This window comes from Terrihabitans rhizophilus (assembly GCF_033898525.1).
GTDB lineage: Bacteria > Pseudomonadota > Alphaproteobacteria > Rhizobiales > Methylopilaceae > Flaviflagellibacter > Flaviflagellibacter rhizophilus.
Map to the genome: position 1 here is coordinate 538,249 of NZ_JAXAFJ010000001.1, position 22,638 is coordinate 560,886.

Below are 22,638 nucleotides of genomic sequence, written 5' to 3' on the forward strand. Positions count from 1 at the left end.
GCAAACTGCAGGGCAGCGCAAAAGGCGCATGACCCAGCTTGACCCACGTTAATGGTAGCGCTACCATTTCTGCAACGAAGAAGAACACGAGCAGGGAGCGAATGATCGAGATCAGCGGATCTGCCCCCGTGCGTGCCGCACACGTCATCGTGGTCATGGGCGTTTCGAGCAGCGGAAAGTCTTCCATTGCACAGGCGCTTGCCGCCCGGTTCGGGTTCCACTTCGTCGAGGGCGACGACCTGCATCCAGCGGAGAACGTGGAGCGGATGTCCCACGGCTTGCCGCTCAGCGATGAGAACCGGCTTGGCTGGCTCGACACGATCGCCGGCATCATTGCCGACGCCGATCCCTGCCGTGGACTGGTTGTGACCTGCTCCGCGTTGAAGCGGAGCTACCGCGAACGCCTGGCGGCGGCGAGCCCGCGCGTCATCTTCCTGCACCTCGCGGGAAGCCGGGACCTGATCGCCAGCAGGATGGCACTTCGCGAAGGGCATTTCATGCCGCTCAGCCTGCTCGACAGCCAGTTCGGCGACCTTGAACCACCGGGGCCTGATGAAAACGCCGTCACGCTGGATATCGCCCGCGAGCCCGGCGAGTTGCTGGAGCAAGCCGGCAAGCTGCTGCATCTTACACCGGCGTCAACGGTGACGGCATGAACCAGGTCTCCCGTCTTCTGGTGCGCGTGGTTGAATGGAGCATGGCCGTGCTCCTTGCGGTCATGGTCGTTCTCGTCTTCGCCAATGCTGCGGGGCGGTACCTCCTTGCTTCCGGCTTTCCCGAGGGCGAGGAAATCGCCCGCCTTTGTTTCGTGTGGCTGATCTTCTTCGGAGCCGCACTCGCCGTGCATGAGCGGGCGCATGTCGGCATCGACATGCTGGTGCAGCGCTTCGGCCCCACGGGCAAAAAACTGTCGCTGGCTGCGATGGACCTGCTGATCCTTTACGCGCTGTGGCTGTTCGCCGAGGGAAGCTGGCAGCAGACCGTCATCGGCATGGAGAGCCGCACGGCGGTGACCGGCATTCCGCAGGCGGCCTATGCCGCTGCGGGCCTTGTCTGCGCAATTGCGATGGCTGCGCTGTACATCCTCGACCTGCTGCGCCTCCTGACAGGTCGCGTCCGCGAGGACGAACTGGTGCAGGTGCGCGAGACCGCTGGCCAGGACGAAGTCCTGATCGCGACGGATGCCAGGGCCAAGGCCGTCCACGCATCGCCCGAGGCGCCGAAGCCATGACCATCGTCGTCTTCCTGGGATCGCTGCTCGGCCTCATGGCCTTTGGAATGCCCATCGCCTTCGCGCTGATCCTCAGCGGCGTGGCGCTGATGTTCCACCTCGATTTCTTCGATGCCCAGCTGGTCGCGCAGAACCTGCTGAACGGCGCCGACAATTTCCCGCTGATGGCCGTGCCGTTCTTCCTGCTGGCCGGCGAATTGATGAACGCGGGTGGGCTGTCCAGGCGGATCGTCCACCTCGCGATGACGTTCTTCGGGCACATCCGTGGCGGCCTCGGCTTCGTCGCCATCGGAACGGGATTGCTGCTCGCAAGCCTGTCCGGTTCCGCCATCGCCGACACGGCCGCTGTGGCTGCGCTCATGATCCCCATGATGCGGCGCTACGGCTACAATCTGGAGCGCTCGTCCGGCCTCATCGCATCCGCCGGCATCATTGCGCCGATCTTCCCGCCCAGCATGTCGTTCATCATCTACGGCGTCGCCACCAATGTCTCGATCACCAAGCTCTTCATGGCCGGCATCGCCCCGGCCCTGATGATGGCCGGCACCCTGTTCGTGGTTTGGAGCTGGATCGCGCGGAAAGAGAACGTTCCCGTGGAGGAGCGCGCCAGTTGGGGCGATTGTTTCCGCGCAATCGTGGACGCGTTCTGGGCCCTGCTGATGCCCGTGATCATCATCGGCGGACTGCGCGCGGGCCTGTTCACGCCCACCGAGACGGCGGTCGTGGCGGCCGTGTACGCGCTGATCATCGGGCTGTTCGTCTATCGCGGCCTGCGCGTGTCGGACCTTCCGGCCGTGTTCATCGCCTCGGCCAAGACCACCGCCGTCGTCATGTTCCTCGTCGCGTCGGCGATGTTCACCTCCTACATGATCACGCTTGCCGACCTGCCCGGCGAGATCATCGGAATGCTCGAGCCCATCCTCGACCACCCGAAGCTGCTCATGGCCGCCATCGTGATCCTGCTGACCCTCGTGGGGACGGCGATGGACCTGACGCCGACGATCCTGATCCTCGGTCCCGTTCTGGCGCCGCTGGTGGTCAAGGCCGGCATCGACCCGGTCTATTTCGGCGTGATGTTCGTCATCACCGGCGCCGTCGGCCTGCTGACCCCGCCCGTGGGCACGGTGCTGAACGTGGTCTGCGGCGTGGCGGGCGTGTCCATGCAGGGCGTCATCCGCGGCGTCTGGCCCTATGTCATCGCCTACACGGTGCTGATCGGCCTGTTCGTCATATTCCCTGAACTCATCACCGTCCCTGCAAGCTGGCTGCACTGACGGACAACTGCGGAAAAGCCCGCGACATCAAAGGGAGGACAACATGAAGCATCTTGCCACCGCAGCGCTGTTCCTTGCGCTCGGCACCGTCTCCAGCGCCGCACAGGACGTGCAGTCGCGCCTCATCCGCTTCGGCTACGGCCTCAATGAGGACAGCGTGCAGGGCCGCGCCGTCCGCAAATTCGCCGAGGATGTCGAGAAGGCATCCGGCGGCAAGATGAAGGTGCGCAGCATCGGCGCCGCCTCGCTGGGCCCGGACACGCAGATGCAGAGCGCCCTCGTGGGCGGCGCGCAGGAGATGATGGTCGGCTCCACGGCCACGCTCGTCGGCACCGTCAAGGAGTTCGGCATCTGGGACACCCCCTTCCTGTTCGCCAACGAAAAGGAAGCCGACGCGGTTCTGGACGGCCCGACCGGCCAGAAGCTGCTCGACATGCTGCCGGAGAAGGGCCTCGTCGGCCTCGTCTACTGGGAGAACGGCTTCCGCAACCTCACCAACAGCCGCAAGCAGATCACCAAGGCCGAGGATGTAGAAGGCCTGAAGGTTCGCGTGATGCAGAACCAGGTCGCGCTCGGCACGTTCAAGGCCGTGGGCGCGAATGCGGTGCCCATGGCGTTCTCGGAGTTGTTCACCGCGCTCGAGACCAAGGCTGTCGATGGTCAGGAGAACCCGTTCACCACCATCCTGTCGTCCAAGTTCTACGAGGTGCAGAAATACCTGACGGTGACGAACCACATGTACAGCCCGTGGGTCGTGCTCGTCAGCAAGAAGTGGTGGGACAAGCTTTCGGCCGACGAGCAGAAGATCCTGAAGGATGCCGCCATCGCCTCCCGCACCTTCGAGCGTGAGGACAACCGCGCGACTTCGGCGAAAGCGCTCGAAGACCTGAAGAGCGGCGGCATGGACGTCGCCACGCTGCCGGAAGCCGAGATCGCCAAGTTCCGCGACAAGTCCAAGGACGTGATCGACCAGGTGATCGCGTCCGTCGGCAAGCCGCTGTGGGACGAGGTTCAGGCCGAGATCACCACCGTCCGCGGCAAGTAGCGCGCCCGATCAGCCGCGGCAGCAGCGCTGCCGCGGCTTTCTCGCAAAGGCGCCCTCACTCCGCAGGCACGGCGCGGGCCGAGGCCGCTTTGCCGCGGTTGAAAGCCATGACCGCGAGAGTCACGGCCAGCCAGACGATGGCCAGCACCCACCACACGCCGCCATAGATCAGGGCCATTCCGACCAGCCCCGCCTGCAGCGTAATAGGCCATCGGGATCAGGGTCATGCGGATGATTTCGCCTTCCCGGTCCACGAGGCCGACCACGGCCGAAGCCGCCACCACATTGTGCACGCAGATCATGTTGCCGGCCGCGCCGCCGACCGCCTGGAGCGTGACCACGGCAATGGTGGCAAGGCCGGTCAGGCCGATCTGCTCGGCGGCCGAGAACTGGAACAGCGAGAACATCATGTTCGACACGGTGTTCGAGCCCGCGATGAAGGCCCCGAGCGCGCCGATCAGCGGCGAGAACAGCGGCCAGGCCGAGCCCGTGACCGACGCCACCGTCTCGGCGAGCACCAGCGGCATCGACTCTAGCGGACCGCGTCCCGTGTTCAGGAAGACCTGCACCATTGGCACCGCAATCAGCAGGGCCGGCGCGGCGGAGATCATCGTTCGCGCCGAGTTGGACCAGGCACGGCCATAGGCCGCTCCGCTCATCCGGAACAGGAAGAACGAGATCAACGACGCGATGATCAGCACGGTGCCGGGAGAGTAAAGCAGCTGTGCGCTCGCATTGATCCCAGAGCCGAACAGGTCGGTGAAGGCAATCGTCGTGTCCGGCGAGGTCAGGAAGGCCTTGAGTGGCGCGATGGTGCGCGTGGCGATCAGCAGCACAGCCACGATGACATAGGGGGACCAAGCCCGCAGCAGCGAGATGTGATGCCCTGCCGCCGGAGTGGCGGCCCCGCCGGGAGCGGCAGCCGGAGCAGCGGCAGGGTCGGCCTGCATGCTGCCGAACCAGTGGCCGTTCCAGCCGGCGCGCGCGGGAAACTCGAACACCGTCTTGGGCATCAGGAAACCGCGCCGTGCCGCAGGCACCACAATCAGCAGGCCGATGAGGCCGCCGACGAGCGACGGAAACTCGGGCCCGAGGAGCCACGCGACCAGATAATAGGGAATGGTGAAGGCCAGTCCGCAGAACAGCGCGAACGGCCAGACCTCGAACCCCTCGCGGAACGAGCGGTTGGCGCCAAAGAAACGCGTCAGCATTCCAGCCATAATCACGGGAATGACGAAGCCCACGATGGCGTGGACCATCGCCACGTTCGCTCCCAGCTGGACGATGTATTCCGGAAGGGTGAGCGGCGCGATGCTCTGCGCGACGCCCTCATTGTTCGACAGTCCGGTCGTGACGCCGACCAGCATTGGCGTTCCCACTGCGCCGAAGGAGACGGGCGTGGACTGGATGATGAGAGTGGCGAGGACTGCAGCCATCGCAGGGAAGCCCAGCGCCACGAGAAGCGGCGCGGCGACGGCGGCGGGGGTGCCGAAGCCGGAGGCGCCTTCGATCATGGAACCGAACAGCCACGCGATGATGATGGCCTGGATGCGCCGGTCGGGGGACAGATCCGTGAAGCCCTGCCGAATAGCATTGATGGCGCCGCTCTCCTGCACAGTCTGCAGCAGGAGGATGGCTCCGAAGATGATGAAGAGGAGCGCAAGTGCCGTCACCGCGCCGTTGACGGTCGCACCTGCAACGGTGCCGACACTCTGGCTCCAGACGCCGAGCGCGAGGGCCACGGTCGCGACATAGGCCACCAGCATGGACAGCTTGGCCGAACGGCGCATCTCGACAAGAAGAAGGAGAACGATAGCTATCGGAAGCAATGCCAGAGCGAAGAGCAAGCCTTGGGGCACAAGTTCCTCCTGGAATTTTTAAATTATGGGATCGACGGCGTAGCGGACGCTGGTCTAGGGGGCCAACTTTAAAAGACGGTCGCCTGCCGGCGGTAGCCTGAGCTGTCCTGATCAGGACATCGTGATCTGACAGGCACCCAGCGGCCGTAATGTTTGCCGCTTCGAAGCGGCCCTGCGCCTGGACCCCGTCTCCGTATCCGAGATGGCCGAACCGCGCGTGCCCGTCGTTCGGCACGTTTCGCACGCACCCATCGGGGCTAAGGCAGCTTGTCGGCTTCAAGCACTTTGTAGGTCGCACCGCCCGACAGGGGGGCGCCGCGGAGTTCCAGCTCCTCCTGGAGAGCCTTGGCGAATGTTCCGCCACGGCCGCCGAACACGATCCAAAGCGGCACGCCCACCGTGGTGCCGAGCGCGGCGATGCTGACGGCACCGGAGCCGGAAAGCGCAATGGCGGCCGCCGCGCCGAGCAGGCCGACCCGGGCGGCCGCACCGCGTTCATCCCATCCAAGCCGCCGGATCTCCCGTGCGATCGTCCGAAGAGCCGGCCACAGGAGGTGCCTGTCCATGGTTGCCGCCAGCGCGTCCTTCGCCTTCACGGCCGGGTTGCCGGACGACGCCCGGACCTGAAGCAGCCGGGAGACCCACGCATTCAGCGCGTCGCGTTCCGGAATGGACGCAGATTGCGCGATGCGAACGGCGAGATCCCGTGCCGGCAGGCGTTCATTCTTGAGGTCCATGGTGCAGATGGCTCCGATTGCGATGGCAAGCTTATCACCGTTCGGACACGGATTCACACAGAGCGGCGGCGCGGGTGGCCGACAGCAGAGGCTGTGGCTCACGGGACAAGCATTTGGCGGGCGACATAGTCCGCCTAGCCGGCACGGGCGAACGCGGCATGCTTGAAGATTGGTGCGGCCTTGGCGGATCGGTGTCCGCAACCTGGTCGGGCGGAGCGCACGGCTGCGTCCTATCTGGGCTTCCTGCGCTCAGGCGCAAACCCAGGCCATCCCTGGCCTGGGTCGTATGGTCGGAGAAGTGCCGCGACTTCTAAGCCTCCTCGGCCCAACGGCGTGACGGCGTCGTGGCCAGCAGCAGCGCGCCGAGGAGGCCGGACAGCAGCGACCCCATCAGCACGCCCACCTTCACCTCGTCCTGCAATTGGACCGAGGTGGGGAACGCCAGAAGGCCGATGAACAGGCTCATGGTGAAGCCGATGCCGCAGAGCAGCGAGACACCGTAGAGCTGCCGCCAGTTGGCACCGTCCGGAAGGGCAGCCCAGCCGAGCCGGATGGCAAGCGCCGCGAAGCCGAACACACCCGCCTGCTTGCCGAGGAACAGGCCCGCCGCGATGCCGAGAGGAACGGGGTCGAGCAGGTTGCCGGGCGAGAAGCCGGCGAAGGACACCCCTGCATTCGCGAAGCCGAAGATGGGCACCACCGCAAAGGCTACCCAGGGCTGGATCGCGTGTTCGAGCTTCAGGAGTGGCGGCTCCGTCTGCTGCGTGTCCGGCGTATCGACGACAAGCGGAATGGTGAAGGCAAGCACGACGCCCGCAAGCGTCGCGTGGATGCCGGAAAGGAGCACCAGCGCCCACAAAACCACGCCGAGGACCACGTAGGGGATGAGGGAATGCACGCGTGCGCGGTTCATCACGACCAGGGCAACCGTCACAGCCGCGGCGCCCAGCAGGGCCATCACATCGAGTTCCGCGGTATAGAACAGCGCGATGATCACCACGGCTCCGAGGTCATCGATGATGGCAAGGGCCGTGAGGAAGACCTTCAGCGACAGAGGTACGCGCGAGCCGAGCAGAGACAATACGCCGAGAGCGAAAGCGATGTCCGTCGCGGCCGGGATGGCCCATCCGCGCAATGTCTCGGGGGAACCCGCATTGAAGGCCACATAGAACAGTGCGGGAGCGATCATCCCGCCCAGAGCCGCCAATCCCGGCAAAGCTCGGCTCGACCAGGTGGAAAGCTGGCCGCCGACCACCTCCCGCTTGATCTCAAGGCCGACCAGCAGGAAGAACACCGCCATCAGCGCATCGTTGATCCAGTGCAGGACACTGAGTCCCGCGATGTAGGTGCCGAGAGCGCCTGTATACGTGCTGGCAAGGGGGGAGTTCGCGACCACCAGCGCAAGGGCTGCGGTGAACATCAGGATCAGACCGCCCGCCGCCTCGCTCGCCATGAAACGACGCAAAAAGCCTGACGGACGCGGGGACATCTCACGTGGGGTTTTGGCTGCGGCCATAGCTTCGCCTTCCTCGATAAAAGGTTTCTTTCTTCTCCGTGGTTTTAGGGAAGCCCAAGGCGCACGCAGCACGCGCCTGCGGCGTAACTATAGCTCAGACGTGCGAAATGGCCAGCATAAGCGCACGCTTCGGCCAGTTACGCCTTGGCGGCGCACAGTGAGCGGAAGGTCAGGTTCGCGCCCGCACCGCGAGGAAAAGGCATGCCATCAGAGCGAGGTTCGCGCACGCCGCCGCCACGATGGCCAGATTGGCGGCCGACACATTGACGCCGATCAGCATGCCGAGCGCCACGGGAGCGGCAGACTGCGCGATCAAGCTCGGCCGTGCCAGCTTGCCCATCAGCACGGGGTATCCATGCGGCCCGAAAAGGGCGAGCGGAAGCGCGCCCTTGGCGATGGAGTTGATGCCGACGCCTGCGCCGTAGAGCATGATCGCCAAGGCAGGCGCGCTGCCGATCCCGAACAGGAGCATCAGCCCCAGCGCCACCAGAAGCGTTGCCGCCATCATGGTCCACACGGGGTGGTAGCGCGCGCCGAGCACCCGTTCGAGGACGCGGGCACCGACCTGCGAGGGGCCGATAAGGCCGCCTAGGAATACCGCCGCCGCGAGTGATTGGCCGTGCGCCTGCAAGATGGTGAGGAGGTGCACCGACATCGCGGACTGGATGAAGGCCGCCAAAGTCAGGACGGCGGCGAGAAGCAGCACGATGCCGGGCTTCCGCGGCTCCACCTGCGCCGCCTCCGTGCCGGCGTGCGCACCTGCCCCGCGCCCGCCCGGAAGAGTCAGGTAAAGCGGAAGCGTGATCAAGAGGTGCAGGGCGGCATAGGTGAAGCAGGCGCCTCGCCAGCCGACCGCCTCCACCAGAAAGGCGCTCAGCGGCCAGCAGATCGTGCTGGCGAAACCACCGAAAAGCGTGAGGGTCGAGATGGCGGTCCGCGCATCCCGACCCAGCATCGCACCAAGCGAGCTGAACGCGGCGTCGTAAAGGCCCGCGCCCATTCCCACGCCGATCAGCGCCCACGCGGCGAAAAACATCGGAAGGCTGGAGGAACTGCCCAGCGCCGCCAGGCCGGTGCTGAGGAGAACCGAACTCGCGGCAAGCACGACGCGCCCGCCATACCCGTCGATCAAGCGGCCGACCTGAACGGACACCAGCCCCGCGACCAGCATGGCCGCCGAGAGACCGCCAACCACCATGCCGAGAGACCACCCGGTGTCGGCCGCGATGGGAGCCGCCAGAACCGCCGGCAGGTAATAGCTCGACCCCCAGGCGAGGATCTGGCCGATGCCGAGGGCTCCGATAGCCCGGCGGCGTCGCGCCAGCCCGAGACCTGGCAGTGTGGTCGAGATCATCAGATGGCGCCGAGTTGCACGCGCTCATTCGGCAGGTCCGCAACGGCATCAGCCAACGCGCCGGCCCTCGGCATCGATCAGCAATGCGCCATCCTCCTTGGTGAACGGCCCCTTCTGCGGCAGCGGCAGGATATCGAGCACGACCTCGGACGGCCGGCAGAGCCTGACCCCTTCGGGCGTCATCACGAAAGGCCGGTTGATCAGGATGGGGTGCGCCATCATGGCGTCGAGCAGGGCTTCGTCCGATAGCCCCCCGTCGGCGAGGCCGAGTTCGGCATAGGGCGTACCCTTCTCCCGCAAGGCCCCGCGCACCGTCAGCCCTGCATCCTGGATCATCCGGTGCAACGTCTCGCGGTCGGGAGGGGTTTGCAGGTATTCGATGGCCTGTGGTTCGACACCCGCATTCCGGATGAGCGCCAGCGTGTTGCGGGACGTGCCGCAGGCCGGATTGTGGTAGATCGTGACCTTCATCGCGTGGTCTCCGGAAGGGGGCATGCGCTGCCGCGTTCGTACCAGCCGCGCGATCGCTTCACGATCGCGACGACCGACAGCATCACCGGAACCTCGACGAGCACGCCCACCACGGTGGCAAGCGCGGCGCCGGAATTGAGCCCGAACAGGCTGATGGCGGCGGCGACAGCCAACTCGAAGAAGTTGGAAGCGCCGATCAGTGCGGCCGGCGCAGCCACGCACCAGGCGACGCCGAACCTGCGGCTGAGCCAGTATGCCAGGCCTGCGTTGAAATAGACCTGGATCAGGATCGGCACGGCCAACAAGGCGATGACGAAGGGCTGGGCGAGGATCTGTTCGCCCTGGAATGCGAACAGCAGGACGAGCGTGGTGAGCAGAGCCACCAGCGATACCGGCTGGATGCGCGCCAGCGTGCGGTCGAGCGCCGCCGGTCCGATTGCGAGAAGCGCACGCCGCCAGAGCTGCGCCACCACGACCGGAACCACGATGTAGAGCAGGACCGACAGCAACAGCGTGTCCCAGGGCACCGTGATGGAGGCCACGCCGAGCAGCAGCCCAACGAGGGGCGCAAAGGCAACGACCATGATCAGGTCGTTCAGGGCAACCTGGCTGAGCGTGAAGTGCGGCTCTCCCTCGCAGAGGTTCGACCACACGAAAACCATGGCGGTGCACGGCGCGGCGGCGAGGAGCACGAGCCCGGCGATGTAGGAGGTGATCTGGTCCTGCGGCAGATAGGGCGCGAACAGGTGGCCGATGAACAACGTGCCGAGCAGCATCATCGAGAACGGCTTCACGCCCCAGTTGATGAACAAAGTCACGCCGACGCCGCGCCAGTGCTGGCGCACCATGCCGAGCGAGCCGAAGTCGATCTTGAGCAGCATGGGGATGATCATGAGCCAGATCAGCACGGCCACTGGAAGGTTGACCTTCGCGACCTCCGCCGAGGCGATGGCCGCGAACAGGCCCGGCAGGAGCGTTCCGAGGCCAATGCCCACGACGATGCAGGCCAGCACCGAGACGGTGAGGTAGCGTTCGAAAGTGCTGATCGCGGGCTTGGCAACCGCCGCGGGTGGCTGAAGGGCAGCGCTGGACATCAGGGGCAACACGGCGCGAGTTCGTCGATCAGCGGCACGCACAGATCCGGCCGGCCGCCGCAGCAATCCTTCAGCATGAAGAGTGTCAGCGCGCGGAAGCGATCGAGATCCGCGCGGTAGATGATGGAGCGGCTGCGGCGCTCGGCGCGGGCCAGACCGGCACGGGACAAAACCGCGAGGTGGGAACTCATCGTGTTCTGCGGCACGGCCAGCAGACGAGCCACCTCGCCGGCGGCCAGACCTTCGGGCTCGCACCTGACCAGCAGCTGAAACGTGTCCAGCCGCGTCGCCTGCGACAGGGCCGCCAGTCCAAGAAGAGCTCCTTCCTTATCCATATATCTACGTACCTAGATATATGGTAGCAGGTCAATAGCTGTTTGTGCCTGACGGGTCAGACGCCTTTGCCCAAGACATCGCAGGGTCGACTTCTGGATGGCTGTGTGGTTCGCTTCGCGAGGATGGCGACTGACCGGCGGAGACCAGAATGAGCAACGGCCTGAAATCCGGCCTCGGATCACGATGGAAGCTCTTCGCGATCCTCATCTTTGCCGCCGGAATGCTGGTGCTCCATGTTGCCGTGGGCGGCCTCCTGACACTCATCGGGCCCGATTACGGGCTCGGCGTCATCACGGGGTGCGTGTTGGCGGGTATCGCTTACTGGATACATCGCCGGCGGACATCTGCCCTCCGGTAACCGGGAATCCGCCGCGCTTTTCGGGCGAACGACACGCCGGGCACAAAGCTACATCGAAGACCCTGCGCCCATCGCGGCGCCTAGCGCGCAAGTGTGGCTCTCGACGTCTGAATGGAGGACTGGATGACGAACACCAATGCTGGGGCGCACCCACCAGAACATCCCCCGGCTGGTGGAGGCGCCGACCCTCGGCCGGCAAGCGTGCAGGTGGCCAGCAGCGAGATCATCTCACTGGCCGACGTACCGACCCGGACGGAGCATGACCTGCTCGGCGACGCGGCCATTCCGGCAGATGCGTACTGGGGCGTTCACACGCTCCGCGCGGTCGAGAACTTCCCCATCACCGGCGTGCCCGTCGGGCATTTTCCGGAGCTGGTGAAGGCCCTGGTTCTCGTGAAGCAGGCGGCGGCGCGCGCCAACGCGCGCCTCGGCAACCTGCCCGCGGACAAGGCCTCGGCCATCGAGAAGGCCTGCGTGCTGATCGCCGGCGAGCCCCGCCTGCACCGGCAATTCGTGGTGGATGCCGTGCAGGGCGGCGCGGGAACTTCCACGAACATGAACACCAATGAGGTGGTCGCCAATGTGGCGCTGGAGACGATGGGCCTCCCGCGCGGAAACTATGCGGCGCTGCATCCCAATGACGACGTCAACATGGCGCAGTCCACGAACGACGCCTACCCCACTGCCCTGCGGCTTGCCGTGATCTTCGGCACCGAGCCGCTGATCCGCGCGCTGGATGAACTGGCCTATGCGTTCAAGGCGAAGGCCGTCGAGTTCGGCGATGTGCTGAAGATCGGCCGGACGCAGCTTCAGGACGCTGTGCCCATGACGCTGGGGCAGGAGTTCGACGCCTTCTTCGCCACCATCAAGGAAGACGTGTCGCGGCTGCGCGAAGTGTCGGCGCTGTTCTGCGAGGTCAATCTCGGGGCGACGGCCATCGGCACGGGCATCAACGCCGATCCGCGCTATGCGGCACTGGCCATCGAGGAACTGGCGAGGCTCTCGGGCGAACCGCTCGTTCCCGCCTCGAACCTGATCGAGGCCACGTCAGACATGGGCGCCTTCGTCTTGTTCTCGGGCGTGCTCAAGCGCGTCGCCGTCAAGCTGTCGAAGATCTGCAACGATTTGCGCCTGCTCTCGAGCGGCCCCCGCGCCGGCTTCGGCGAGATCCGGCTTCCCGCCGTCCAAGCGGGCTCCTCGATCATGCCGGGCAAGGTGAACCCGGTCATACCCGAAGTGGTCAACCAGGTGGCCTTCATGGTCATCGGCCACGACCTCACCGTCACCCTGTGCGCCGAAGGGGGGCAGCTTCAGCTCAATGCCTTCGAGCCCACCATCGGCTACTGCCTGCTGTCTTCGCTGCGCCACCTCACCGCTGCCATCACAACGCTGACCACGCGTTGCGTGAACGGCATCGAGGCCGACCGCGAGCGTTGCCTTGCACTGGTGGAGAACTCGGTCGGGCTGGTCACCGCCCTCGTGCCGCATCTTGGCTACGAAACATGTTCGCGCATCGCCAAGAGGGCGCTTGCGGAAAACCGCCGGGTCGCCGACCTCATTCTCGAAGAGGGGCTGCTGACACCCGCCGAACTCAGCGAACTCCTGCTGATCGAGGCGATGACGGCGCCTACCCGCATGAGGACGCCGGCGGGGATGAAGCCGATGGGCGCCTGAGCTTCCCTGCTCCGCTTCGTGTGCCGCCCGGCTCGGCAGCAGAGATGCCGAGCCTAATTCTGTTCTGTGCGCGCCGGCCGTTCGGAGGCCTCGATGGCTAGGTCGGAGGGCAGCTTCAGCGTGAAACTTGTTTCGCGCTCGTCGGACGAGACGTCCAGCGAGCCGCCATGCGCCCTCGCGATTTCGGACGCGATGAACAGACCGAGGCCCAGTCCCTGCATGCTGGCATGCTTGGGCCCCCGGTGAAACGGCTTGAACAAATGGTCGAGGACCTCTGCCGGGATCGGCTGGCCACCATTCGAGACCGACAGATGTAAGCCATCGCTCCCCTGCACGGCCCTCACGCGGATCGGCTTGTCCTCGGCACCGTGGGTGATCGCATTGCCGAGCAGGTTGGAGAACAGCTGCGCCAGGCGCGCGTGATCACCGTCGACCGGATGATCGAGCGCCAGTTCGGCCTCGATGGTCCGGTCGGGCCAGGTCAACCTCAACTCGTCGAGCACATCCGTCAGCGTGGGCTCCAGCAGCTTGCGCTCCCGGGCAAGCGCGATCCCGCCCCCGAGCCGTCCACGCGCGAAATCGAGCAGGTTGTCGATCAAGCCACCCATGCGTGCTGCGGAGGCAGCCATCATGCGCAGGATCCTGTCCGACCTTTCATCCTGCGGCTTCCGGCGTAGCAGGTTGATGCCGCTGCTGAAGCCGGCGAGAGGGTTGCGCAGGTCGTGTCCGAGGACAGCGATGAACTGCTCCCTCAGTTCAGCGGTCGCGTTCGCATCGAGAAGATTGCTTTCGGTCGTCGCGCGCCTGACGCGCTCGTCCTCCAGATCGTGCTCTGCCTTCAAGAGCTTGAAGCCGGCATCGACATGCATGGCGATCAGCTCTGAAAAGAGCTTGAAGGTGCCGACGGCGTTCCCGCTCTTCAAATCCGTGGGCCGGGGATCTATCGCACACAAGGTGCCGAAGAAGCTTCCGTCCGTAAGCGTGACCGGGACCGAGATATAGCTCTGGAAGCCATAGAGAGCGGGCGTGGGATGACTGCAGTAATCGGGATCTTCCGCGACATTGTCGATGACCACGACGGTGCGATGATCTCGGATTTCGTTGCAGATGGTGGTGGCGAGTTCGAGTTCGTCACCCGGCTTCAATCCAAAGCTGATCCTGTCCAGCACGTCGCAGGCAACCCACTGCTCCCGGGTCACGCGCGCAACGGCCGCAAAGCCCATGCCGGTCGTATTGCAGACGATCTCGAGGATCGCGGGAATTGCCGCGATGTTACGGACGACGTCGAGATCCTGGGCGATGTCTGGCTGCATTCAGGCATTCCTAGCAGGCAGATCCCGCTTCCGGAACAAGCTTTCCCGACGGGTCGATCACACGGATTCCATCCGCAGTTCATCGGCAACGACGATGTGGATGCCACCATCCTCGTCGCTCCCGTGGTCGCTCTGGATTCGCACACGTCGCGCGAGACTGCACAGCGCAAGGTGCCCCGAATTCAGGCTTCTTGGCTGCCCGGCCCAGATGTGAAGGTTCTTCAAGAACTTCGGGAACCGTCTGGCTGTCTACAGGTTATTGCTTCGACGGTGCCGGATAGGGCCTGCCACTAGGCGGTGCGCTCACCCCGGAAGCACTTGGAAATAGCCGCTCTAACCGTGAGCATTACAGAGCGGCGGCATACTTCCGGCACCTATCGCTTCCTCATCATTCGATCTGCAGCCATCAAGACTTTGTGGTCCCGGCGCATCTGCGATCATTCGCCAGATAATCTATAAGGCTGCGCCGCGCGGTTCTGTTAACCCACAGAGATTGACGGGCGTGGACCTTCGTTTGCGCAACCGAGAACGATCTCGCGCATTACCGTTCGATGAGCAGCACACGTCCGCCGAGCATTGTCTGGTTCAGGCAGGACCTGCGCATCGCAGATCAGGCGGCCTTTGCACGGGCCGCTGCCGACGGCCCGCTCGTCGCCGTCTACGTGCTGGACGATGAAAGCCCCGGTGACTGGCGGATCGGCGGGGCCCAGCGCTGGTGGCTGCATCATTCCCTTGCCTCGTTGTCCGCCTCGCTGAAGGCACTCGGTGGCCGCCTCGTATTGCGACGTGGCAGAGCCGCGGACGAACTCTTCCGACTGGCGCAGGAGGTCGGCGCCGCCCGGGTGCACTGCCTTGCCCATTACGAACCGTGGTGGCGCGCCGCAGAAGCCGAACTCGGGGAGCGGCTTGAACTTGTTCGGCATCAGGGCCGCTTGCTTGCCGACCCTGCAAGGGTGCGCACCGGCTCCGGAACACCGTTCCGCGTCTTCGCCCCGTTCTGGCGTGCCTTGCAGGCCATCATGCCGCCGGCACCACCCCTTCCGGCCCCCGCGGAGGTCTTGTGGCACCGGCAGGATCTCGCGGGAGACGATCTACGGGACTGGGATCTCCTGCCCACGAAGCCGGATTGGGCCACCGGCTTCAGGGAATGGGCGCCGGGCGAGGATGGGGCGCGATCCGCGCTCCACGTATTCGAAACGGGCATTGAGGATTATGGCGAGCGGCGTAACCTGCCGTCGACCGCCGGCACGTCACGTTTGTCGCCGCATCTGCATTTCGGCGAGATTTCCCCTTCGACGGTCTGGCACACGCTCGCCGAGGAACGGGGAGCGGGGCCATACCTCCGGGAACTGGCCTGGCGGGACTTCTGCTCGGCCCTCATCCTGCAATTCCCTGATTACGCAGACGCGGATGGACGCGCGACTTTGGAAGGCCTGCCCTGGCGGGATGGTCCCGAGGCGCAGGCCGACTTCATCGCCTGGACACGAGGCCGCACGGGCTATCCCATCGTCGACGCCGGCATGCGGCAGCTCTGGCACACCGGGTGGATGCACAATCGCGTGCGGATGATCACCGCGAGCTTCCTGGTCAAGCACCTCTTGATCGACTGGCGTCGCGGCCAAAGATGGTTCTGGGACTGCCTCGTCGACGCCGATTTCAGCCACAACAGCGTCAACTGGCAGTGGGTCGCCGGCACCGGCGTGGATTCCGCGCCGTTCTACCGGATCATGGCGCCACTCACGCAGTCCGCCAAGTTCAACGCGGCTGGCTATATCCGGCATTGGGTTCCCGAACTGGCGGAATTGGGGGACGATCAGATCCATGATCCGCATGGCACCCGCGCGGCACCGGCGGACTATCCCGCGGCATTGATCGGCCATCGTGAAGCGCGGGAGCGCGCACTGGCGGCCTCTGCAAGCACGCGCCGATAGCGGCGACGGTCATGGCCAAGCATCGCGCGAAAGCCGACCTGCCTTCCAAGCCATGCGAATGCTGCGGCCGGCCCATGGTGTGGCGCAAGAGCTGGCGCAGCAACTGGGAGCAGGTCCGTTATTGCTCGGACAAATGCCGAATGCGGAAGACGGCGGCACCTGCAGGGGCGCAGCGATGAAGTATCCGGTGACCCCGGATGGCCGCTACTTTGTCGTGCGCGGGCGCCTGTGGCGCATGTCCGATCCCGGATTGGGCGAGGAACGGCGCGGGCAGTTGGTCGGTGAGCTGATGGAGGCCAGGCGAGCCGTTCGCCATGCCAAGGCCGCCGATGACGCCGCACTGCTCTCGGAAGCCCGAGCGGCGGTCGATCGGGCCAAGACGGCGCTGGGCGAGAGGGGCCCCACCTGGTGGAACGACGGCTCCGCCGACCTCAATCGCAGCATGGTCCTCAAGACCATTTATGCCGGCTGGTACAAGGCACAGGCCGAAAACTCAGCCTGCGAAACGCCAGAGCACACCTGCTGACCAGAGCGCGACTTGGCCGCACGGGATGTCTCGTCCTAGGGGCCGGGCAAGGCCGCGACAGTTCTTGAGGGATATCAGGTTGCAGGCGATCGGCCGGAAAACAGCCAGGATCGACAAGAACCCGCACAAGCTGCACGTCCGCAATCGTACTCGTTAACGGTCCGCCAAAATCGAGGGGTGCATTGGACAACGTCAGGCGATATACAACCCCCGTTCTATCTTGGGTTGAGCACTCCGATGCACCCTAACCTCCTGATCGTTCTCTGGGCGTCCGCGCTTTTGGTGCTGGGTCTGATCTGGCTGGCCACGGCCGTACGCGAGCCGAACGACTAGTGCGATCGGTCGGGCTGACAAACGGTGTCACGGCGTCGACGTCCGCAATGTCCGGTCCGTTCAGTTGCCGAAGGCCAGGAAACCAGCGGCCGCCAGCGTGGTGATCCACAAGGCGGCAAGACCCAGAACCATTACCCTGGACCAAATGCGCTCGCGGCCCGGACCTTGCTCAGTCTCAGGTTCCGGTTTCATGGCTCTCGCGAAGGCGGGTCAGGACACGCTGTTCGTCCTGCCCGGTAAGCCGTGCGCCCGCCTCGTTGTGCTGGAAGAAGGAATCCGCAGGATGACTTCCGGACGATGGCGTGAAAGCATCGGTCGGGCCGCCCGCAACGCGGCTTGCCAGCAGAACCCGCCATGGGCGGCCCGGCGAAGCGCAGGTCACGGCTTCCGTGTTGGCCTCCGGGCTTTCCAGATTGACCTCCCGGCACACGCCACCGCCCTTCATCTCGACGGTGGACATCACCCGTAGTCGGCCCTGCTGGAGTTCCGCCGTGTCGCCGGAGGTCAGCTGGTACATCAGCGCCGAGGCCTCACCGGATTCGAGCGTTGCGAAGGGCCCGCTGACCTGAGGCCGCCATGGCTGCAGGACCACCAGCAGTGCAAGGGCACCGACGAAGGCGCCGACAGGCGCCCAGCCCAGGCCGCGGAGCCAGGCCCGCCACGGCTCGCCCTTCGGCCGCGCGGGTGGCGCCTTGGCAATCGGCCTTGCATCGCGGCCACGCGCCCGCGCAGCAAACGCAAGATCTTCATCGACCGGCCCCAGCCCTTCGATGGCGTAGACGGCCCGCACCAGCCGCCGGCTGCGCAAGAACACGACGAGGCGTCCCACAAGCGCTGCGTCCGTCATCATCGCGGCTTCGAGAGCGTGTGCGACCGATGCGTCCAGTTCACCATCGGCGTAGGCCATCAGGACTTCATCGCTCGGAATGAACTCATTCATCTGGCCCAACCCCTTCCGCCCTCGTCATCATGCCGCCTCTACCGCGCTGTTCAACCTTTTGCGCGCCCTTGCCAGCCGGCTCATCACCGTTCCGATCGGCACCCCCAGGACCTGGGCCGCCTCTCCATAGGAAAAGTCCTCTACGCAGACGAGAAGCAGAACCTCCCGCTGCTCGGCCGGGAGCGCGTCGATCGCCTTGCGAACATCGTCGAGGATCAGCTTGTCCATCGCGCGCTTCTCGCCCCATTCGCCGACAAGGTCGGTTCGCTCGTCCACGGGCTCGGGATAGCCCTCCGTCCTGCTGCGCCTTGCCCAGTCGATCCACTGATTGCGCAGGATGCGAAAGGCCCAGGCGTCGAAGCGAGTCCCCGGCACCCAGTCTTCGGCGTGAGCCCACACGCGCTCGCAGGTCGCCTGAACCAGATCATCGGCCGTGGCCGCGGAGCCGGTAAGGGTTCTCGCAAGCCGCCGAAGCCTCGGCAGCAGGGCTAAAAGTTCCGGTTCAACGCTCATCGTGATCTCGGCCGATGCCTAGTGAACGGAGGACAAAGCGCATTATTCCGTCACGCGCACGATTTTTTTGGAACCTCTCTAGACTGACTGAGCGTTACAATGCGGCGTGCAGTCGCCAAAGGTCGTCCTCATTATGCGTCGCTTTCAATTTGCGCTGAGCCTGACGGCGGCACTTCTGCTGTCGGTCAGCCCACTGCCGTATTTCGAAGGCGTCGGTTCCGGCGCCGCTTTCGCGCAGCAGGGCGGCAAGGGTGGTGGAGCCGGACGAGGAGGCGGCGGCCCTTCCTCAAGCCGAGGTGGCGGCGCTGGAGCAGGAGCCGGAGCGTCAAGGGGCGGGTCAGCGGCCGCCGGCGCACGAGGCGGGGCCATGGGCGGGGCGACAGGCGCATCGGCATCCTCGACAGGGCAAGCGAAGTCGGCCGCGGGCCACGCAAGGGCTAGCGCCGCCCAGGCAGCGGCAGCCGAGAGACGAAGCGCCGCACGTGCTGCGGCACAAGCTGCAGCGGAAGGCGATGCGGCCGCGCGTTCCGCAACGAAGGCTTCAGCGAAGAGCACCCCCGGCAAGGCTGCGGCGACCAAGGCCAAAGCGGTGAAAGCTGCAAACGAGAAGGCACGCGCCAGAAACGCGCAGCGCCAGCAGGCACGGGCCGAAGCTACGCGTCTATCCGGGCTCCCCGCCTCGGACACTCGCCAGCATCAGGCGCGCGAACTCGTCGCGTCCGGTTTGTCGGACACGCAAGTCGCGGCGCTGCGACGCCGCGGCTTCACGATTCAGGAGAGCGAGCAGCTTTCGTCCGGGAAACGTGTCGTGCGGCTGGGCGTGCCGCGTGGCCTTGCCCTCGAAAAGGCCCGGCAGCAGGTGGACGCGTTGGGAACGGGCATCAGCGCCGATCTGAACCACTACTATCGACCGGCCTTGCATGCGGAGCATGACGCCGCAAAGCCTTGCAGCGGTGCCTTGTGCGGTGCCGCCGACATGGTCGGGTGGGACAAAGCGGGCTATTCTTGCGGGCCCTCGCCGCGGGTCGGGATCATCGACACCGCACTCGACCTTGACGCGAAGGATCTTGCCGGGCGCCGGATCGAGGTTCTCCAGCCTGCAGGCCAGAAGCGCGGCTCTTCACCGGGCCATGGCACGACAATCGCATCCTTGCTGGGCACCCTGCTTCCTGACGCCCGATTTATCGCCATCGACGGCTTCACTGCGGGAGAAGACGGGCAGGACCGCACCGATGCCCTCTCGCTCGCGAAGGCCATAGACCGGCTGACCTCCCACGGCGTTGATGTGATCAATCTCAGCCTGTCAGGCCCGCCGAACCGCCTCGTGCAGGAGGCTGTTACGAGTGCGGTGGAGCGCGGCGTCATCATTGTTGCCGCGGCAGGGAATGACGGAGCTAAGGCGCCCCCATCCTACCCGGCAGCCTATGCCGATGTGCTTGCCGTGACCGCCGTCGACGCCGAAAAGAACCTCTACCGCCGCGCCAGCACTGGCGACTACATCGACCTCGCGGCGCCGGGTGTCGGCATCTTCGGTGAATCGAAGGCGGAAGGCCCGTCTCAGGGCACATCCCTGGCGACGCCTTTCGTCGCCGCCGCTGCGGCCGTCCTGAAGGCGTCCAACCCCGGCACCACGCCCCGGAATGCAGGAGCCCGGCTCAAGGCCGGCGCATTCGATCTCGGACCTGTCGGTTATGACGAATTTTACGGCTGGGGTTTGGTGCAGACGGCTGGCCTGTGCGCCGATCCGGGACTGATCGCCTCGCAGGGGGCACCTTCGAGCAGCGCAAGTGCCGGGAAACTGCCGGCCCTGGAAGGTCCAACCACTCTTGAGCAGGCCGGCGTTGCCTCCGCCACGGCTGCCGAGGTGTCCCCGGCAGCCGGACAGAAGTAGACGGGAGGGGCTGCCCCCTTCCGGTAGGTCAGCCTTCGATGATCGTGACGACGGTGTAGTTATCCGGCTTCACGATGACAATGCGGCCGTCGCTCAGAACGAAGTAACGATAGCCGCGATACTGCGGAACAATCGTCACGATTTCTGTCGGCAGCGAGAGAAGCTCCACCGTACGCGGCACGGAAACGCCGACCGAGACGTTGAAGTCGACGTTCACGCGCCTGACATCGCGGGTGACGATCTTCGAGCGGATCTCCGTGCGCTGGGTGCTGGACAGGTTGACCGACGTGGAGTTGCTGTCACGGCGGGTGCTGTCGGCACCTTCACGGGAGGAGCGATCCCGTTCGCCCTCGCCGGTCCGCTGACCGTCGCGGTTCGCGTCACGCTGGCCATCCGTGCTGCGCTCGCCGGCCGCACCTTCTCGTGCGGTACCGCTGCGGGGCTCGGACGCCGTGGACGAACCGGAACCCGACGCTGCGGGTTCACGAGCCTTGCCCGGCTCCGTTGCGGAACCGGCAGCAGAGCCCGACCCTGAGGCCGTGCCGGACGTGGCACCCGAGCCGGTGGCCGAACCTGTGGCCGAGCCGGAACCCGTGGCTGAGCCCGCACCCGCGGCGGAGCCGGAACCGGTCGCTGAACCCGAACCCGTGGCCGAGCCGCTGCTCGCCGGAGGAATCCGCTCGGAGCCGCCTGACGTCTGGGCGCCCGCTATGCCTGCGCTCGCGAGAAGCGCGGCCAGTGCGACAGTCGAAAACATGGAATTTTTCATTGCGTCACCTCCTGTACTTCCAGTGCGATTGTTCGGTGTGCGTCAGTCGATGATCTGAACGACCTTGCGGGTCTTCGGCTCGACGAGAACGGTACGGCCGTCGATGACCACGTAGCGGTAGTTCGAAGCCGACGGAACGCCCGTTACGGTGTGCAGCTCCACGGTCTCCGGAAGGACCGCGCCCACGCTCAGCCTTACATCGGCCGGCAGGGTAGCAGCAGTCGTCTTCTGCTTGACAACGTATTCGCGGATCTGGGTCTGCTCGACTGGCGACACGATCACGGTCTCGGCAAGTGCAGCAGTGGAAAAGAGGCCTGCGGCAGCGATGAGCAGAAGGGTCTTCTTCATAGTGATCTCCTTTTACGTCCCCCGCATCCAAGAACGAGCGTCGCGTTGCTTTATTCCCGGGCAATTGCGAAATCCGTAAGCAGCATGATCGAGAGAACGCACAGCCCTGCAGCAGTTCGGAGGTCGAAAAGCCCGCCGTCTGGCCTTCTGCGCCGGCGTGTGGGAAACAGCCGTCTCGCGAGAGGAAGACGATGAGCTGGGATGTTGTGAATTTCGCGGTCGGCGCTTTGACGCTGATCGCGGGGCCTGCGCTTGGCTACTGGGTCGCCGGAAAGACGCGCAATCCGAGGACCGGGCTTGTGGTCGGCCTTCTCGCAACGCCCAAGATCCTGCTGGTCTCCTTCCTCCTCTGGACCTTCACAGGCATCCCCGACTACTGGGGCTTCATCGCGGAGCGCTGAGAACCGGGATAAGCTTCGGGTAATCTGGAAGGTGTCGCAGGGTCAGGGGCGTTTTACTTCTTGGCGTCCCGTGATTCTCGACCTGCCGTAATTTTGACAGGCGCGTTCCGCACGGTGACCCGAACCTGATCTTTTTACGAGGCTTCCATGATCCCGGCCAAACATCTCCTGGCTACTTCCTTGATCCTCGCCGCAGGCGTGGTTTCAGCCCGTGCGGCCGAGGTCATCGTCCTGATCGATGGCATCGACACAGGGCGCGGCACCGTCGCGGTGGCGATGTGCGACAAGGGTCCGCTGGATGAGTGCCGGCAATTCTCAGGCAAGACGAAGGCTACTGCGGAGACCCTCGGCTACCATTTCAGCAAGATCCCTGCCGGGAAATACGCGTTCGTCGCCACGCAAGACATTAATGAGAGCGGAGAAAACGAGCGGAACATGCTGGGAATGCCCAAGGAGCCCTTTGCCGTCGGCAGCCCCGAGACCAGCCTGATGCCGCCTCCCACGCATGAAACCATCGCATCCGAGATCGTCGAGGGGCGCAGCAATGTCGTCCGCATGACCCTGCGGACGATGACAGGCAGCCAGAAGAAAAAGGGCGTGCCGGTCAAGACGGTCGAAGAAGTTCCGTTGATCCCGGTCGATGCGTCCGCCGTGCCGCTTCCGGTCGCCGGCGGCAAGAAGCAGCCGGCGCCTGTGCGATGACGTTGCCTTAGCGCCCTCCGGG

General features: G+C 65.2%; 24 protein-coding genes. 12 read left to right on the top strand and 12 right to left on the bottom strand.

The features are described 5' to 3' along the window. The first annotated feature begins 101 nt into the window (after positions 1–101). From SCD90_RS02405 to SCD90_RS02420, 4 genes are read left to right on the top strand one after another with little or no spacing between them, the layout of a single operon-like run. Positions 102–656, top strand: a complete 555-nt coding sequence (locus SCD90_RS02405; protein ID WP_319843018.1) for a gluconokinase — start codon at positions 102–104, stop codon at positions 654–656. Then, entirely contained in the window at positions 653–1,231 is a 579-nt protein-coding gene (locus SCD90_RS02410) for a TRAP transporter small permease (RefSeq protein WP_319843019.1), read from the top strand. The genes SCD90_RS02405 and SCD90_RS02410 overlap by 4 nt, the downstream gene beginning before the upstream one ends. Next, positions 1,228–2,505, top strand: coding sequence for a TRAP transporter large permease (locus SCD90_RS02415; protein ID WP_319843020.1), 1,278 nt, complete (start codon positions 1,228–1,230; stop codon positions 2,503–2,505). Before SCD90_RS02410 ends, SCD90_RS02415 begins: the two co-directional genes overlap by 4 nt. Before the next feature lie 43 nt (positions 2,506–2,548). Continuing rightward, entirely contained in the window at positions 2,549–3,550 is a 1,002-nt protein-coding gene (locus SCD90_RS02420) for a TRAP transporter substrate-binding protein (protein ID WP_319843021.1), read from the top strand. Here the strand turns inward: SCD90_RS02420 and SCD90_RS02425 are convergent. The 7 genes from SCD90_RS02425 to SCD90_RS02455 all read right to left on the bottom strand — a co-directional run bounded on the left by SCD90_RS02425 (position 3,517) and on the right by SCD90_RS02455 (position 10,916). Further along, on the bottom strand, positions 3,517–5,409 hold the full coding sequence (locus SCD90_RS02425; protein ID WP_319843022.1) for an L-lactate permease: 1,893 nt from the start codon (positions 5,407–5,409) through the stop codon (positions 3,517–3,519). The genes SCD90_RS02420 and SCD90_RS02425 overlap by 34 nt on opposite strands. 257 nt (positions 5,410–5,666) lie before the next feature. Further along, a complete protein-coding gene (locus tag SCD90_RS02430) occupies positions 5,667–6,146 on the bottom strand; it encodes a hypothetical protein (RefSeq protein ID WP_319843023.1) in 480 nt (159 codons plus the stop codon). Positions 6,147–6,456: 310 nt separating this feature from the next. Then, positions 6,457–7,662 carry a Na+/H+ antiporter NhaA gene (gene nhaA, locus SCD90_RS02435; protein WP_425265621.1) on the bottom strand — a complete coding sequence of 402 codons (1,206 nt, stop codon included), beginning with the start codon at positions 7,660–7,662 and terminating at the stop codon, positions 6,457–6,459. Positions 7,663–7,831: 169 nt separating this feature from the next. After that, positions 7,832–9,016 (bottom strand): MFS transporter, encoded by a 1,185-nt coding sequence (locus SCD90_RS02440; protein WP_319843024.1) that lies wholly within the window; start codon positions 9,014–9,016, stop codon positions 7,832–7,834. A gap of 48 nt (positions 9,017–9,064) precedes the next feature. After that, positions 9,065–9,487 (bottom strand): arsenate reductase (glutaredoxin), encoded by a 423-nt coding sequence (gene arsC, locus SCD90_RS02445; protein WP_319843025.1) that lies wholly within the window; start codon positions 9,485–9,487, stop codon positions 9,065–9,067. After that, positions 9,484–10,533 carry an ACR3 family arsenite efflux transporter gene (gene arsB / locus SCD90_RS02450; protein WP_319843232.1) on the bottom strand — a complete coding sequence of 350 codons (1,050 nt, stop codon included), beginning with the start codon at positions 10,531–10,533 and terminating at the stop codon, positions 9,484–9,486. Before arsB ends, arsC begins: the two co-directional genes overlap by 4 nt. A 47-nt stretch (positions 10,534–10,580) precedes the next feature. Then, positions 10,581–10,916 carry an ArsR/SmtB family transcription factor gene (locus SCD90_RS02455; protein ID WP_319843026.1) on the bottom strand — a complete coding sequence of 112 codons (336 nt, stop codon included), beginning with the start codon at positions 10,914–10,916 and terminating at the stop codon, positions 10,581–10,583. A 149-nt stretch (positions 10,917–11,065) separates the two neighbouring features. Here SCD90_RS02455 and SCD90_RS02460 point away from each other — a divergent pair, with 149 nt between their 5' ends. Continuing rightward, on the top strand, positions 11,066–11,275 hold the full coding sequence (locus SCD90_RS02460; RefSeq protein WP_319843027.1) for a hypothetical protein: 210 nt from the start codon (positions 11,066–11,068) through the stop codon (positions 11,273–11,275). 123 nt (positions 11,276–11,398) lie between these two features. Next, entirely contained in the window at positions 11,399–12,949 is a 1,551-nt protein-coding gene (locus tag SCD90_RS02465) for an aspartate ammonia-lyase (protein ID WP_319843028.1), read from the top strand. A gap of 53 nt (positions 12,950–13,002) precedes the next feature. On the opposite strand, the gene SCD90_RS02470 is transcribed toward SCD90_RS02465, so the two are convergent. Continuing rightward, complete coding sequence (locus SCD90_RS02470; RefSeq protein ID WP_319843029.1) at positions 13,003–14,262, bottom strand: GAF domain-containing sensor histidine kinase; 1,260 nt, start codon at positions 14,260–14,262, stop codon at positions 13,003–13,005. Positions 14,263–14,813: 551 nt separating this feature from the next. On the opposite strand from SCD90_RS02470, the gene SCD90_RS02475 reads away from it, so the two are divergent. Genes SCD90_RS02475 through SCD90_RS02485 form a run of 3 tightly spaced genes read left to right on the top strand, consistent with a single transcriptional unit; the run spans position 14,814 to position 16,719 of the window. Continuing rightward, the gene (locus SCD90_RS02475; protein ID WP_319843030.1) at positions 14,814–16,193 is read left to right on the top strand and encodes a cryptochrome/photolyase family protein; all 1,380 of its coding nucleotides are present in this window, start codon (positions 14,814–14,816) and stop codon (positions 16,191–16,193) included. An 11-nt stretch (positions 16,194–16,204) separates the two neighbouring features. Further along, positions 16,205–16,372 (top strand): DUF2256 domain-containing protein, encoded by a 168-nt coding sequence (locus SCD90_RS02480; protein WP_319843031.1) that lies wholly within the window; start codon positions 16,205–16,207, stop codon positions 16,370–16,372. Then, a complete protein-coding gene (locus SCD90_RS02485) occupies positions 16,369–16,719 on the top strand; it encodes a hypothetical protein (protein ID WP_319843032.1) in 351 nt (116 codons plus the stop codon). The genes SCD90_RS02480 and SCD90_RS02485 overlap by 4 nt, the downstream gene beginning before the upstream one ends. Positions 16,720–17,227: 508 nt before the next feature. Here the strand turns inward: SCD90_RS02485 and SCD90_RS02490 are convergent. Beyond that, positions 17,228–17,992 (bottom strand): anti-sigma factor, encoded by a 765-nt coding sequence (locus SCD90_RS02490; RefSeq protein WP_319843033.1) that lies wholly within the window; start codon positions 17,990–17,992, stop codon positions 17,228–17,230. Positions 17,993–18,019: 27 nt separating this feature from the next. After that, positions 18,020–18,505, bottom strand: coding sequence for an RNA polymerase sigma factor (locus tag SCD90_RS02495; protein ID WP_319843034.1), 486 nt, complete (start codon positions 18,503–18,505; stop codon positions 18,020–18,022). Between the two features lie 589 nt (positions 18,506–19,094). Between SCD90_RS02495 and SCD90_RS02500 the strand changes: the two genes are divergently transcribed. Further along, a complete protein-coding gene (locus SCD90_RS02500) occupies positions 19,095–20,396 on the top strand; it encodes a S8 family serine peptidase (protein ID WP_319843035.1) in 1,302 nt (433 codons plus the stop codon). A gap of 28 nt (positions 20,397–20,424) precedes the next feature. On the opposite strand, the gene SCD90_RS02505 is transcribed toward SCD90_RS02500, so the two are convergent. Next, positions 20,425–21,153, bottom strand: coding sequence for a DUF1236 domain-containing protein (locus tag SCD90_RS02505; protein WP_319843036.1), 729 nt, complete (start codon positions 21,151–21,153; stop codon positions 20,425–20,427). 54 nt (positions 21,154–21,207) lie between these two features. Beyond that, a complete protein-coding gene (locus SCD90_RS02510) occupies positions 21,208–21,513 on the bottom strand; it encodes a DUF1236 domain-containing protein (RefSeq protein ID WP_319843037.1) in 306 nt (101 codons plus the stop codon). Between the two features lie 191 nt (positions 21,514–21,704). On the opposite strand from SCD90_RS02510, the gene SCD90_RS02515 reads away from it, so the two are divergent. Beyond that, a complete protein-coding gene (locus tag SCD90_RS02515; protein WP_319843038.1) occupies positions 21,705–21,914 on the top strand; it encodes a hypothetical protein in 210 nt (69 codons plus the stop codon). A gap of 147 nt (positions 21,915–22,061) precedes the next feature. Beyond that, positions 22,062–22,616, top strand: coding sequence for a DUF2141 domain-containing protein (locus tag SCD90_RS02520; RefSeq protein ID WP_319843039.1), 555 nt, complete (start codon positions 22,062–22,064; stop codon positions 22,614–22,616). Positions 22,617–22,638: the final 22 nt, after the last annotated feature.